Origin of the sequence: Rhizobium sp. GR12 (assembly GCF_036596185.1) — a bacterium.
GTDB classification, from domain to species: domain Bacteria; phylum Pseudomonadota; class Alphaproteobacteria; order Rhizobiales; family Rhizobiaceae; genus Agrobacterium; species Agrobacterium nepotum.
This window is the reverse complement of sequence record NZ_JASXTH010000023.1, coordinates 30,981-44,711: the sequence shown is the minus strand read 5'-3', so window position 1 is coordinate 44,711 and position 13,731 is coordinate 30,981. Positions and strand designations below refer to the sequence as shown.

Below are 13,731 nucleotides of genomic sequence, written 5' to 3'. Positions count from 1 at the left end.
AACCACCGCCCGAAACAACAAAAGACCTCCGCCAGATGCAGTTCAACTGGGAGCCGATTTAAACCGGACAGTAGTGGGCTTGTCCCGAGGATGACGTCGAGTGCGGAGAGAGGTCTGCCAACTATCCCCATCTATCTCCTTCGCTCACGCCGCCTCGGCTGTGCGGCTATCCCACATGGACTTGAAGGCCGTGCGGGCCTGGCAGCGCTCCAGCCAGGCTTTAAGCGCCGGATGGGCGTCAAACAGCGGCTGATGGCCCTGCGCGTAACGCACGATTTCCGCCGCGTTGAGATCGGCGACGGTAAAACGGTCACCCACCAGATAATCGTGGCTGGAAAGATGCTGTTCCAGCACCCGGAAGGGGCGCCTGAGCAGGCGCGCGGCGACATCGATCACCGCCCTGCCGGTATCGCCTTCCGACAGCCCTTCGGCGACGGCGGAGGAAATCTTCAGCGAATTGATTTCAACTTCGGTTGCGGCGAAGAAGGACCATTGCAGCATCGCCGCATCTTCCTTCAGATCGACCGGGGCAAGCGGCCCGCCATATTTGCGGGCGAGATAGAGATTGATGGCCATGGATTCGTAAAGCACCATACCGTCATCCTCGATGCAGGGAATGGTGCCCATCGGGTTGATGGCGAGGAAGGCAGGGGACAGCGTGTTGAGCGGCGCGTCCGTGGCCAGGGGATCGGCAAGGCGGCGGGCCTGCACGACAGGCACATGCTTGAATTCCATGCCCAGTTCCCCCGCAAGCCAGAGCGTGCGCGTGGCGCGGGAACGATAGACACCGTAAATCGTCAACATCGAAGTCACCCTTTTATCTTTTCGCTGGCGGCACGTTAAGGTCTCGTCCATTTAAAGTGAAGTTGCGGACGGCGGGGCCAGCTATGATTTTTTCTGATCCGTCAGGAAGTCTGCGTCCGGGGAGAGCCGGTGCTCGAAACGGTCGATGAACCGTTCGAAAAGGCGTGCGAATGTCTCGACATCCTCCGCCGGCCAGCCATCCATCACATCCTTGATGACGCTCATCTTGGTCCGGCGCATCTCTTGCAGCAGGCTGGTGCCAAGCGGGGTGATCTCGACGATGCTGCGGCGGGCATCCTCCTGCGAGACGCCGCGTTTGAGCAGACCGCGCCCGACCATATCCGCCACCACCCGGCTGCCGCGCGAGGGGTCGATGCGCATGCCCTCGGCAATCGCGCCAACGGTTACATCGCCTTCCGCGCGGCGCAATATATCAAGAACGTCGATATGGGAGAGTTCGAGACCCGGAGCCACCTTGGCAAGCGCCATGCGGCCGATCATGCGCCGTCCGATCATGATGCGCATGCGCGTCATCGTATTGCCGATACGCTTTATGTCTTCGGGCAGATCCTCGTTCCAGTCTTCCTCAGTCGCCACGCTCAACCGCTCCTTTCCTTGCCAATTTTGCGATCACATCTAGCGCTATTAGCGCATATGTCAAAAACTTGCTATTGACATATATATGCTAATAGCACACAAATTGTCCCGGCAAAACCGCCGAAACCCTACGAGATTTTTTTCATGGATATGTCCGCTGCCCCCGTGGCGCCGCTTGTGTCGGATCATCGGCGCAGGCTCATCGTCTTTCTGTTTCTGATGCTGGCCATGTTCATGGCGACGCTCGACAACCAGATCGTATCGACAGCACTTCCCACCATCGTCGGCGAGTTCGGCGCGCTGGAGCGTTTCGGCTGGATCGGCTCGGCCTATCTTCTGGCAACCAGCGCGGTCATGCCGGTTTATGGCAAGCTCGGAGACCTGTTCGGGCGAAAATACGTGATGATCGCGGCGGTCATCATCTTCACGGTCGGTTCGCTCGCCTGCGGGCTGGCCTGGTCGATGGATAGCCTGATCGCGGCCCGCGTACTTCAGGGCCTTGGCGGCGGCGGCATCATGGTCTCCATCTTCTCCGTCAATGCGGATCTGTTCGAACCGCGTGAAAGAGCCCGCTACCAGAGCTATTCCAGTCTCGCCATCATGGCGTCCGGCAGTGTCGGACCGATCCTTGGCGGCACGATGAGCGATCTGTTCGGCTGGCGCTCGATCTTCCTCATCAACCTGCCGCTCGGGCTTATCGTCATCACCGGCCTGGTTTTCCTGCTGCCCTATCGCCGTCCCGCACGCCAGCCGAAGATCGATTATCTCGGCGCGGTGCTGCTGGCAGCAACGATTGCAAGCGTGGTCTTCTGGGCCGATAGCAGCCAATTGTTCGGGTCGCTTATCGCGGGTCCCAGCCTCGGCATTATCGCTTTCGCCGTCATCGCCGCCTTCCTCTGGGTGCAGGTGGAACGCCGCGCGCCGGAACCCGTGGTGCCGCTGAGGCTGTTCAAGGACAGCACCTTTCCGCTGTTGATGATCGTTTCGCTGACCAGCGGCGGCATCGGCATCGGCATGGTCAATTATTATGCCCTGTTCCTGCAAACGACGACCGGCCTTTCCCCCTCCCATGCCGGGCTTTTCTTCATCGCGGTCACCGGCGGCATCGTCATGGGGTCGCTATCGGCCGGGCGGCTGATCTCGATCACCGGCGTCTACAAGCCGTTTTCGGTGGCGGGGCTGACGATCAATGTTCTCGCCATGCTTTGTTTCACGCAGGTCCATGCCGGAACGCCGCTGGTGGTGATCGGCGTGCTGATGCTGGTACAGGGTTTCGCCGTCGGCCTCGGCCAGCAGGCGCCGATCATCGGCGTACAGAATTCCGCACCGAAGGCGGATATCGGTGCTGCCAGCGGCGCGGTGACGCTGACCCGCATGGGCGGTGCCGCAATCGCCATCTCGGTCTATGGCGCGATCATCACCTCCAGTCTCAAGGGCCTATCCGCCAACATTCCCGGCGTCGGCAGGATTGAGGACTTGACGCCGAAGATGCTGTCCGAACTGCCCGCAGCCTCCCAGACAGCGGTTGCAGCCCTATATTCGGATGCCTTCACGCCGCTGTTCTTCGCAGCCGCCGCAACGGCCGCCATCGGCCTTGCCGCAGCATTGATGCTGAAACCGGTGCGTTTGCCGGCTGCAGTGCAGGCGGCGAAGCCGGCGGAGAGCGCGGGAGAGTGAGGGCGGGGACTTTTGCTTGGACAAGAAAATCCGGAATGCCAGCCTTACGCGGCATTCAACGATTTTTCGACGGCCAAGCGGAAGCCCAGCGCATGCACGACTTTCTGCACGGTTTCGTAGCGAAGCTTCGAACCCGGCTTGAGGGCCTTGTAGAGGCTTTCTCGACCCAGACCCGAAACATCCGCGATGTGCGACATTCCGCGAGCCTTGGCGACTGCGCCAAGGGCGGCAATGAAGACATCGGGGTTTTCATCTTCCATCGCGACGGCCAGATATTCGATCATGGTTTCATCGCTGTCGAGGTAGTCTGACACATCAAATTTGCTGAATTCCGTCATGGTCATTTCTTTCCGATTGTTTGTGCCATGTCGATTGCAAGCTTTATGTCCCGCTTATGGGAAGATTTGTCCCCGCCGATCAGAAGAAAATAAACTTTTTTGCCAATGCGGGTGAAATAGACCCAATAACCCGGGCCGTAGTGGATGCGCATTTCTGAAACGCCGCCACCTACCGGCTCGGAATCGCCGAAATTCCCGTGCTCGGCCGCCGTAAGACGGTGAAGGATCCGTACCTTTCCGGTGCGATCCTTCAAAGTCTTCAGCCATTCGTCGAACTCTGCTGATCTCTCGAAACTATTCACAACAATATGTATCCAGCTGGATACGTTTTGCAATCGCAAAAAACATGATTTCCCTCTGAAATAAGCGAACGGATCGTGCGCAGGAGTTCCCCCCTCGATCTCTATACCGGGACTGTGACACACGACCGCCGGTGCAACGCCGGAATGACGGAGAGGTGAGGGCGCAACAAAAACACCAGCCCTGGAAATTTAGCGCTCGTTCCGCGTTATGCTCACAGCACTTTACATTCGCGCGGGCGGCCTTATCTCAATGAATATGAAGCCGGAACAGCTTTTGAATTCCACGCCGAAGGGCCTCTATTGCCCGCCTGGCGACTTTTATATCGATCCCGTGCGCCCGGTGGCGCGCGCGCTGATAACCCACGGCCATTCCGATCACGCCCGTGCCGGCCACGGGTCCGTGCTAGCCACCCGCCAGACGCTCGATATCATGCGCATCCGCTATGGCGAGGATTTCTGCGGTGGCGAGCAGGCGGTCGCATTCGGCGAGACGGTGGAGGTGAACGGCGTGACCGTCGGTTTCCACCCGGCGGGCCATGTGCTGGGTTCGGCGCAGATCTCCGTGGAAATGAACGGCATGCGCATCGTCGCCTCCGGCGATTACAAGCGCGGCATCGATCCAACCTGCACACCTTTCGAGACGGTGCCCTGCGACGTCTTCATCACCGAAGCCACCTTCGCGCTGCCGGTCTTTCACCATCCGCTGCCGCGTGTGGAAATCGGCAAGCTGCTCACCTCCATCAAGCAGTTTCCCGAGCGCACCCATCTGGTCGGAGCCTATTCGCTCGGCAAGGCGCAGCGCGTCATCCGGCTCTTGCGCGACAATGGTTATGCCGAGCCGATCTACATTCACGGCGCGCTGGCCCGGCTTTGTGATTATTACGTCTCACAGGGCATCGATCTCGGTGATCTCAGGCCTGCAACGCTCGAAAAAAGCGATCCCGCCACCTTCAAGGGCGCCATCGTCGTCGGCCCGCCCTCGGCCTTTCAGGAACGCTGGGCGCGGCGCTTCAACGAGCCGCTGATCGCCTTCGCGTCCGGCTGGATGATGGTGCGGCAAAGGGCGAAACAGGGCGGCGTGGAACTGCCGCTGGTCATATCAGATCATTGCGACTGGCCGGAACTGCTGGAAACCGTCAAGGAAATCGGGCCGCAAGCTGTCTGGGTCACGCATGGGCGCGAAGAGGCGCTGGTGCGCTGGTGCGAGTTGCAGGGCATTGCCGCAAAGCCCCTTCATCTTGTCGGTTACGAGGATGAAGGGGATTGAGATGAAAGCCTTCGCCACCCTTCTCGACCGCCTTGTCCTCACCCCATCGCGCAACGGCAAGCTGAAGCTTTTGACCGATTATTTCCGAGATACGCCCGATCCAGACCGTGGTTACGGGCTGGCGGCCATTGCCGGCGCGCTGGACCTCAAAAGCGTCAAACCCGCCATGCTGCGCGAACTGGTGCTGGAGCGGATGGATGAGGTGCTGTTCCGCTATTCCTACGATTATGTGGGCGATCTTGCCGAAACGATCTCGCTGGTCTGGGGCAATATCGGCGGCGCGGATGATATGCAAGCGCAGGACCCGCGTCTCGGCGAAGTGGTAACGCTGATGAATTCGCTCGGCCGCACCGAGGTGCGCAGCGCGGTGCGCGATCTGCTTGACCGGCTCGATACCTCCTCGCGTTTCGCCTTCCTCAAACTCGCCACCGGCAGCCTGCGCATCGGCATTTCGGCGCGGCTCGCGCGTCAGGCGCTGGCGGATTTCGCCGGTAAGGACATCACCGAGATCGAAACCCTGTGGCACGGGCTGACACCGCCCTATACGCCGCTGTTCGCCTGGCTGGAGGGCAAGTCCGATCGTCCGGTACTGGCGACACCCGCCATCTTCCATTCGGTGATGCTGGCGACGCCCGTTGCCGATGGCGATCTCGATGCATTGGACCCGGCCGACTATGCGGCGGAGTGGAAGTGGGACGGTATTCGCGTACAATTGTCGCGGGCGGGGGATACGCGCAAACTCTATTCCCGCTCCGGCGACGATATTTCCGGTGCCTTTCCCGATGTGCTTGATGCCATCGATTTCGAAGGCGTGATGGACGGCGAATTGCTGATCGGCGGCACGGCGCGCTCCAACAATCTCACCCGCACCTTTTCCGACCTGCAGCAACGGCTGAACCGCAAGACGGTGACGGCCAAGATGCTGGACGATTATCCGGCCTTCATCCGCGCCTACGACCTGCTGTTCGATGGCGAGAGCGATATTCGTGCGCAAACTTATCTGCAACGCCGCGGCCGGCTATCGGATATCATCGAACGCGCCCCGCATGACCGCTTCGACCTGTCGCCGCTTATCGGCTTTTCAAGCTGGACGGAACTCGACAAGCTGCGTGCCACGCCGCCAGATCCGGTGATCGAAGGCGTGATGATCAAGCGCCGCGACAGCGCCTATCAGGCCGGGCGCGCCAAGGGGCCGTGGTTCAAGTGGAAACGCGATCCCTACAATATCGACGCCGTGATGATGTATGCGCAGCGCGGCCATGGCAAACGCTCAAGCTATTATTCCGATTTCACCTTTGGCGTCTGGGCGGAAGGTGAGGATGGCGAACAGCTGGTTCCTGTTGGAAAGGCCTATTTCGGTTTTACCGATGCGGAGCTGGAAGTGCTGGACAAGTTCGTGCGCGACAACACCGTGGAACGCTTCGGCCCCGTGCGGGCGGTGCGCGCCACGCCCGATTTCGGTTTCGTGCTGGAGGTGGCCTTCGAGGGCATCAACCGCTCCACCCGCCACAAATCCGGCGTCGCCATGCGGTTTCCGCGCATTGCGCGGCTCAGGGCCGACAAGTTGCCGGCAGAGGCGGATCGCCTGTCGACGCTGATCGCGATGATCGACGGTGTGGAAGGGTAGCAGGGTGCTTCCGTCCAGAAATTGCCACGATGCCTGCGAATACATTGTTGTCATTCGCGAATCCGTGACTGGACAGTATCCCGCCGCAGTGCTGAACTGCTTCTAATGTTTTGATTGCTCAGGTGCGCATATGCCAGACAAACGCTTTCTCTCCTCAACCTTCGGACAGGAAGAGAGCGGCGTGACCTCAAGGAGCCTGACGCGGCGTAACCTTCTTGCCGGTGCCGTGGGCCTGTCAGCGGCGGCACTTTTGCCGCCGGGCGCGAGAGCGGGCATTGCCGCGCCCGAGGTTCTGCCGCTGGAAAGGCAGGATTATGGCGAGGCGCGCAAACGTTTCCACACCCATCTGCTGCGCAAAATGGCCGCCCCGGAAAAATCATCGCCGCTCGGCACACCGCCCGGTGCGGAACGGGTGACCTATCGCGGCGGGCCGGATGGCTCCATCGAGCTTGTGGCCTGGCTTTCCCATTATCAGCCCTCGACGGTACTGAAACCCGCAGTGCTTTTCCTGCACGGCGGCAACGCCACCGGCGACGGCCATTGGGCGATGATGAGGCCCTATTGGGAGGCGGGTTTCGTGGTGCTTCTTCCGTCCTTCCGGGGGGAGAATGGTCAGAACGGCAATTATTCCGGTTTCTACGACGAAACATCGGATGCGCTGGCGGCGGCGACCTATCTGGAAAACCTGCCCGGCATCGACAAAAAGCGGTTCTTCATCGCCGGCCACTCCAATGGCGGCACGCTGACGCTTCTGGCCGCCATGAGCCGCAAGTTCCGCGCCGCCGCGCCGATCTCGGCAGGCGTCAATTCATGGCGTTATTTCAACCGCTATTCGGACGAACTTTGTTTCGACGAAACCGACGAGCGGGAATTCATCATGCGCTCCTCGGTCTGTTTCGGCCCCAGCCTCAAATGCCCGGCGCTGTTGCTGCGCGGCACGGAGGAGCGTCCGTTCGATGCCGATCACCAGCTTTTCGTCGATCGCGCTTTTTCCTCGGGGTTCAAGGTCGGCAAAAAACTGCTGCCCGGCACCCACAATGGCGTGGTCCCGGGCGCTGTGGCGGAAAGCATCCGCTTTTTCAATCAATTCACATAAAGGGGCCGAAAGCCGCTCCAGCAGCTTTCGGCCCCTTTCTTAAATCAGGCGCTCTTCTTGAAGTAACCGAGCAGCCGCATGGCATTGGCGGTGACGAGAACCGTCGCGCCGGTATCGGCGAAGACGGCGAGCCACAGGCCGGAAAGGCCGGTGACGGTCGTTACCAGAAACACCGCCTTCAGGCCGAGTGCGATCGTCACGTTCTGGCGGATATTGCGCATGGTGGCGCGCGAAAGGCCGATGAGGCGGGCCGCGTCGCCGACATTGTTGCGCATCAGCGCCGCATCCGCCGCTTCCATCGCCACATCCGTGCCGGAGCCGATGGCGACGCCGACGCTGGCGGCGGCAAGGGCTGGCGCATCGTTGATGCCGTCGCCCACCATCACCACGGTCTTCTTTTCGGCCAGCTTGCGGATTTCCTCGACCTTGTTCTGCGGCAAGAGTTCGCCGCGCGCTTCAAGCCCGAGCTTGGCACCGATGGCCTTTGCCGTGCGGGCATTGTCGCCCGACAGCATCAGCGAGGAGATACCCATGTCCTTCAGTGCCTTGATGCCTTCTGCTGCATCCTTGCGCGGTTCGTCGCGCATGGCGAAGAGGCCGCTTGCCGCACCCTCGGCCATGACGACGGCCACGGTCTTGCCTTCGCTTTCCAGTGCGGAAATGCGCTCTGCAAGTTCTGTGGAGAGGGTGCCGACCTCGGTTGCAAAGCGCGGCGCGCCGATGAACAGGCGCTTGCCGCCGACGATGCCCTGCATGCCGCGACCGGAAATCGCCTTGATCTCCGAACCGGACAGGGGTTTTACGCCAGCCTTGTTGGCATGGTTGACGATGGCTCTGGCAAGCGGATGGCTGGATTCGTTCTCGATGGTCGCAGCTTGCGCGATCAGTCCGGCCTCGTTGCCGTCAAGCGCCACCACATCCGTGACGACAGGTTCGCCGAGCGTCAGCGTGCCTGTTTTGTCGAAGGCGACGGTTTCGGTGCGCGCCAGCATCTCGATAACCGCGCCGCCCTTCACCAACATGCCGTGGCGCGCCGCAGCAGAAAGGCTGGAGGCGATGGCAGCGGGAACGGAAATGACGAGCGCGCAGGGGCAACCGATCAGCAGCAGCGCCAGACCGCGATAAATCCAGGTGTCCCAGTCGCCAAGGCCGACAAGCGGCGGCACGACGATGGTGAGCGCGGAAATCGCGACGATCAGCGGCATATAGTAACGCGAGAAGTTCTGGATGAAGCGCTCGGTCGGTGCGCGGGCATCCTGCGCTTCCTCAACCAGCGTGATGATGCGGGCAATGGTGTTGTCTTCCGGCGCGCGGTCGACCCGGATGCGCAGCGAACCGTCATGGTTGATCGAACCCGCAAAGACGCGTGCGCCCTTTTCCTTGGCGACCGGAATGCTCTCGCCGGTCATCGGCGATTCGTCGACGCTGGATGCGCCTTCCATCACCACGCCATCGGCGGCGATGCGGTCGCCCGGCCGCGCCACGACCACCTGGCCGATGCGCACCTGATCGGCGGCGATCTGCCGAAGCGCGCCGCTCTCCTCCACCAGTGCCGTTTTCGGCAGCAGGGAGCCGAGGGCCTTGATGCCCGAACGCGCACGCGCGGCCGCAAAGCCTTCCAGCAACTCGCCAACGGAGAAGAGCAGCACGACGATGGCGGCTTCTTCCGCCTCGCCGATGAAGATCGCGCCGAGGGCGGCAATCGTCATCAGCATTTCGATAGTGAAGATCGCGCCGAAACGCGCGGCATTGAAGGCATTCCGCGCGATGGGGAACAGCGTGACCAGCGTTGCGACGATGAAGGCGTAGCTGCCCCATGAGGGGAAACTGAGTTCCGCCGCATAGGCGACGGCTACAAGAAGAGTACCGGTGAAGGTGTTGCGGGCCTTTGCGGTGCGCCACCATGCGCCTTTTTCATCCGCGCCATGGGCGTGCCCGACCTCAGTGCTCTCGGCTACCGGTGCCGTCTGCGTATGGTCATGCGAATGCTTCGCGTGGTCATGGTCGTGGCCGCCGCAATTTGCGTGGTCGTGTTCATGATCCGAATGGTCATGTCCGGCGTGGTCGTGCCCCGAGTGATCGTGGTCGTGATCATGGCCGCCGCACGATCCGTGGTCATGATCATCTTCCACCTTTCCGCGTGCAGCCTTTTCCTGCGGCAGCAAAGCGGGTTTGAAGCCGAGTTTGCGCAGCGTGTCCTCGATTTTTTCGACCGGTGTTTTGCTCTCAGCGAGCGACAGGTTCAGTCTCTCTCGTGCAACGGACACCTTGACGTCGGCAACGCCGGGCAGACGCGAAAGCGCGGTTTCGATCTTCGCCGCGCAGCTGCCGCAATCCATGCCGCCAACCGAAAAGGTCAGGGCATTGTTCTGCTCAATACTCGGTGCGGCTTCCGCATGGTGGTGGCCGCCGCACGATGAATGGTCGTGGTCATGTCCATGATCGTGATGTTCCACCGCGACCTTTTCGCGGGGAGCCTTGTCCTGCGGCAGCAGAGCGGGTTTGAAGCCGAGCTTGCGCAGCGTGTCCTCGATTTTTTCGACCGAGGTTTTGTTTTCGGCCAGCGACAGGTTCAGTCTTTCGCGGGCAACGGACACCTTGACGTCGGCAACGCCGGGCAGGCGCGAAAGCGCGGTTTCGATCTTTGCCGCACAGCTGCCGCAGTCCATGCCGCCGACCGTAAAGGTCAGGTCTCCTGATTCCCCGTTCAAACTGCCGCGTGTCGAAATATTCATGATTTCCGCTCCTGAATTCCACTCGACAGCCAATCTGGCACCTCTAGCAACTAGAGGTTCAAGAGCAAAAATGCGCCTGTCCGATTTTTTTTGAAAGGCACACACCAGCCTCGCGCCAGCCGCGCCATGCATCATGCCGTCAAACTTGGTTTCATGAAGCGGTTCAGATGACAGCACTCCTATTGAAAAACTGCCGCCGGGCGGCCTCTCTGGCGGGCCTTACGCTGCTGCCTTTGCTGAGCGGCTGCCTTTTCGTGACGGATACGAGCCGGATGAACCCGGATGTCTTCGTGCAGGAAACGGCACCGGTCTTCAATTTCAATTCCGTAAGCTCCAATCGCCCGCCGGAACTGCCGCCGCAGCCGGGCCAGCTTTCGACACGGCCGCCGGACCTGTTCAGAACCCGCTTCCATCAGGAGTATGGCCCGCCAGTACGCGGACAGGGCCTGAACGCGCCGAGGGCATCGAGCCAAAGTGCGCCGCTGGCGCCGGACCGGACAATGACCTATGGCCTGCCGGTCTCCAATCCGCTGCATCGGGTCATGTATGGCCCGATCCGCGACGACGACCGTTCCCTGCCAGCCATTCCCTATGGTCGCATCGATCCGCGTTATCTGAGGCAAGAGGTGAGTTACCAGACGGCGGAAGCGCCGGGCACCATCATTGTGGATACCAAGCAACATTTCCTCTATCTCGTGCAGTCGGGCGGCAAGGCGATCCGTTACGGCGTCGGCCTCGGGCGTGATGGTTATGCCTGGTCGGGTCGCGGCAAGATCCAGTGGAAGGCGAAATGGCCACGCTGGACACCGCCGGACGAAATGGTCAAGCGCCAGCCGGAACTCACCTCCATCTCCGCTGCCAATGGTGGCATGACGCCGGGTCTCAACAATCCACTTGGTGCGCGTGCGCTTTATATTTTCAAGGATGGCAAGGACACGCTTTACCGCGTGCACGGAACGCCGGACTGGCAGTCCGTCGGCAAGGCGACCTCGTCCGGTTGCGTACGCATGCTCAATCAGGATGTAATCGACCTATACGAGCGGGTGCCGCAAGGCGCGCAGATTGTGGTTATCTGACCACTTTCTAAAAGAAAGCGCTGTACAGCGTCGTTCCTCCAGCGTCTTGTGACTGGCTTTTAGCGGTCGGTTAACTATTTTCGCAATACGCCTGTGCACGTGGAACAAACGATGTACAGCGGCGATTTAGCCGTTCGAAATGTGGGACAATCCGGCCTTATGACAAGCACCGACACAGATCTTTCCAGACGCACTTTCCTTTCCCTTCTGGGTGTTTCCTCCGCTTCGTTGCTGGCGGGTTGCGCTTCTTCCGGCACAGGCGAAGCCATTCGCCAGCAGGCGAGCAGCATCGGCAGCGATTTCCGCCAGATGTTTTCGTCTGGTGTCAGCGATGCGGAACTGGCCGTCATGTACGGTTCGGTCGAGGATGGCGGTTACGTCATTCCGGCAATCCCCTACCAGAAGATCGACCGGCGTTATTATCGTCAGCGCGTAGTCGATCCGACCGGCGAACGCCCCGGCACCGTCGTCGTGGATACGCGCTCGCGCTTCCTTTATGTCGTGGAGCAGGGCGGCAGCGCCATGCGTTACGGCGTCGGCATCGGCCGCGATGGTTTCGCCTGGTCGGGCGAAGGCGTCATCCAGTGGCGTCAGAAATGGCCGAAATGGACCCCGCCGGACGAAATGGTCGCCCGCCAGCCGGAACTGGTCAAATATTCCTCCAAGAATGGCGGCATGCCGCCGGGCCTCAAAAACCCGCTCGGCGCGCGCGCCCTCTATATCTTCCAGAACGGCAAGGACACGCTTTACCGCCTGCACGGCTCGCCGGAATGGAACTCCATCGGCAAGGCCGTCTCTTCCGGCTGCGTGCGCCTGATGAACCAGGACGTCATCGACCTCTACGACCGCGTGCCGCAGAAGGCGCGTGTGGTGGTGTGGCAGTAAGCCAGAGCCCATTCGGATGAAAAAGGCGGCCTCGTGCCGCCTTTTTTTTGGAACTACGGCCGGGTGATATTATCCTTCAGCGCATTCACCTGGTCTCGCAGCTGCACCAGTTCCTCCAGCCCGCAGCCGGTGGCGTCGCCGATTGCCGCCATGATCTTCACGCCCTCTTTTTTGAGTTCTGCGCCCTTCGGCGTCACAGTCACCAGCACCTGCCGCTCGTCCACGGTGCCGCGCTTGCGGGTGATCAGTCCGGCATGTTCGAGCCTTTTGAGCAGGGGAGAGAGCGTGCCGGAATCAAGGCCCAGCATTTCGCCGAGCGCCTTGACGGTGGCGGTTTCCTTTTCCCATAGCGCCATCATGACCAGATATTGTGGATAGGTCAGGCCGATCGGGTCCAGCAGCGGCTTGTAGGCGCGCGTGAAGGCGTGTGCTGCGCCATACAGGGCAAAGCATATCTGCTGGTCCAGCCTCAACAGGCTTTCCAATTTGGTGTTGTCGCCCTCTGCGCCCATTGTTTTGCTCCAAAAATCAACCGGGAAGGGAACAATCAGCCCTGCCTTTCGGTTCCTGCCGCATGGATGCGCGGCGAAATTTCGTGAAATTATCGCAAAAAACAATTTTTTATTCAATGCGCAAAATTATATTGCGCACAATTGAATTGCGCGTTATAAGAAGCCCATCACCAACCCGAAGGGAGTAAATGCCATGCCTATTCTCTACACGACCAAAGCATCCGCCACCGGTGGCCGCGCCGGCCACGCCAAGTCCGAGGACGGCGTTCTCGACGTTACGCTGACCGTTCCGAAGGAACTGGGCGGCGATGGCGCCGTTGGCACCAATCCGGAGCAGCTTTTCGCAGCCGGTTATTCCGCCTGCTTCCTGGGCGCGCTGAAATTCGTCGCAGGCAAGGAAAAGGTAAAGATTCCTGAAGACACGACTGTGACGGCGACCGTCGGTATCGGCCCGCGCGAAGACGGCGGCGGTTTCGGCATCGAAGTATCGCTGAAGGCCAATCTTCCGGGCATCGAGCGCGAAGTCGCCGAAAAGCTGGTTGCTGCCGCTCACATCGTCTGCCCCTATAGCCACGCCATGCGCACCTCAACGGAAGTCCCGGTCTCGGTGGCTTGATAAAAGCGGGGCCAAGTTTATTTCGGCCTTGGGGGTGATGACAAAGTTGCCCTCACACTCGACGTCATCTTTGGGCTTGTCCCAAGGATCCAATCACGTCGCATAAAATCAAGACGTTGCAGATGCTCGGGACAGGCCCGAGCATGACGGAAGAAAGCTTTCAGGATTTTGTCATCACTCTCAGGCCGGGTTCATCCCG

General features: G+C 60.5%; 13 protein-coding genes. 7 read left to right on the top strand and 6 right to left on the bottom strand.

Annotated features, from left to right (window positions below; genetic code table 11):
* Nucleotides 1-144: 144 nt before the first annotated feature.
* Together QSK43_RS26125 and QSK43_RS26120 are read right to left on the bottom strand one after the other, a co-directional pair.
* Nucleotides 145-804, bottom strand: coding sequence for a glutathione S-transferase family protein (locus QSK43_RS26125; RefSeq protein WP_045024205.1), 660 nt, complete (start codon nucleotides 802-804; stop codon nucleotides 145-147).
* Nucleotides 805-885: 81 nt separating this feature from the next.
* A complete protein-coding gene (locus tag QSK43_RS26120; protein ID WP_045024231.1) occupies nucleotides 886-1,401 on the bottom strand; it encodes a MarR family winged helix-turn-helix transcriptional regulator in 516 nt (171 codons plus the stop codon).
* A 144-nt stretch (nucleotides 1,402-1,545) separates the two neighbouring features.
* On the opposite strand from QSK43_RS26120, the gene QSK43_RS26115 reads away from it, so the two are divergent.
* Nucleotides 1,546-3,078 (top strand): MDR family MFS transporter, encoded by a 1,533-nt coding sequence (locus tag QSK43_RS26115; RefSeq protein ID WP_045024203.1) that lies wholly within the window; start codon nucleotides 1,546-1,548, stop codon nucleotides 3,076-3,078.
* Between the two features lie 44 nt (nucleotides 3,079-3,122).
* Here the strand turns inward: QSK43_RS26115 and QSK43_RS26110 are convergent, their stop codons facing one another.
* Together QSK43_RS26110 and QSK43_RS26105 are read right to left on the bottom strand one after the other, a co-directional pair.
* Entirely contained in the window at nucleotides 3,123-3,422 is a 300-nt protein-coding gene (locus QSK43_RS26110) for an addiction module antidote protein (RefSeq protein ID WP_332305903.1), read from the bottom strand.
* Nucleotides 3,419-3,718 carry a type II toxin-antitoxin system RelE/ParE family toxin gene (locus QSK43_RS26105; RefSeq protein WP_045024201.1) on the bottom strand — a complete coding sequence of 100 codons (300 nt, stop codon included), beginning with the start codon at nucleotides 3,716-3,718 and terminating at the stop codon, nucleotides 3,419-3,421. Before QSK43_RS26105 ends, QSK43_RS26110 begins: the two co-directional genes overlap by 4 nt.
* A 250-nt stretch (nucleotides 3,719-3,968) precedes the next feature.
* Between QSK43_RS26105 and QSK43_RS26100 the strand changes: the two genes are divergently transcribed.
* From QSK43_RS26100 to QSK43_RS26090, 3 genes are all read left to right on the top strand, one after another.
* Nucleotides 3,969-4,985 carry a ligase-associated DNA damage response exonuclease gene (locus QSK43_RS26100; protein ID WP_332305902.1) on the top strand — a complete coding sequence of 339 codons (1,017 nt, stop codon included), beginning with the start codon at nucleotides 3,969-3,971 and terminating at the stop codon, nucleotides 4,983-4,985.
* Between the two features lies 1 nt (nucleotide 4,986).
* On the top strand, nucleotides 4,987-6,612 hold the full coding sequence (locus tag QSK43_RS26095; RefSeq protein WP_332305901.1) for a cisplatin damage response ATP-dependent DNA ligase: 1,626 nt from the start codon (nucleotides 4,987-4,989) through the stop codon (nucleotides 6,610-6,612).
* A gap of 130 nt (nucleotides 6,613-6,742) precedes the next feature.
* Nucleotides 6,743-7,708, top strand: a complete 966-nt coding sequence (locus tag QSK43_RS26090; RefSeq protein WP_332305900.1) for an alpha/beta hydrolase family protein — start codon at nucleotides 6,743-6,745, stop codon at nucleotides 7,706-7,708.
* A 44-nt stretch (nucleotides 7,709-7,752) separates the two neighbouring features.
* On the opposite strand, the gene QSK43_RS26085 is transcribed toward QSK43_RS26090, so the two are convergent.
* Nucleotides 7,753-10,443 carry a heavy metal translocating P-type ATPase gene (locus QSK43_RS26085; protein WP_332305899.1) on the bottom strand — a complete coding sequence of 897 codons (2,691 nt, stop codon included), beginning with the start codon at nucleotides 10,441-10,443 and terminating at the stop codon, nucleotides 7,753-7,755.
* A 167-nt stretch (nucleotides 10,444-10,610) separates the two neighbouring features.
* Between QSK43_RS26085 and QSK43_RS26080 the strand changes: the two genes are divergently transcribed.
* Both QSK43_RS26080 and QSK43_RS26075 read left to right on the top strand, forming a co-directional pair.
* The gene (locus tag QSK43_RS26080) at nucleotides 10,611-11,519 is read left to right on the top strand and encodes a L,D-transpeptidase (RefSeq protein WP_332305898.1); all 909 of its coding nucleotides are present in this window, start codon (nucleotides 10,611-10,613) and stop codon (nucleotides 11,517-11,519) included.
* Between the two features lie 159 nt (nucleotides 11,520-11,678).
* Nucleotides 11,679-12,404: a L,D-transpeptidase gene (locus QSK43_RS26075; protein WP_332305897.1), complete on the top strand. Its 726-nt coding sequence runs from the start codon at nucleotides 11,679-11,681 to the stop codon at nucleotides 12,402-12,404.
* 53 nt (nucleotides 12,405-12,457) lie between these two features.
* Here QSK43_RS26075 and QSK43_RS26070 read toward each other — a convergent pair whose 3' ends face one another.
* Nucleotides 12,458-12,916 carry a MarR family winged helix-turn-helix transcriptional regulator gene (locus QSK43_RS26070; RefSeq protein ID WP_332305896.1) on the bottom strand — a complete coding sequence of 153 codons (459 nt, stop codon included), beginning with the start codon at nucleotides 12,914-12,916 and terminating at the stop codon, nucleotides 12,458-12,460.
* 193 nt (nucleotides 12,917-13,109) lie between these two features.
* Between QSK43_RS26070 and QSK43_RS26065 the strand changes: the two genes are divergently transcribed.
* Nucleotides 13,110-13,532: an organic hydroperoxide resistance protein gene (locus tag QSK43_RS26065; RefSeq protein WP_332305895.1), complete on the top strand. Its 423-nt coding sequence runs from the start codon at nucleotides 13,110-13,112 to the stop codon at nucleotides 13,530-13,532.
* Nucleotides 13,533-13,731: the final 199 nt, after the last annotated feature.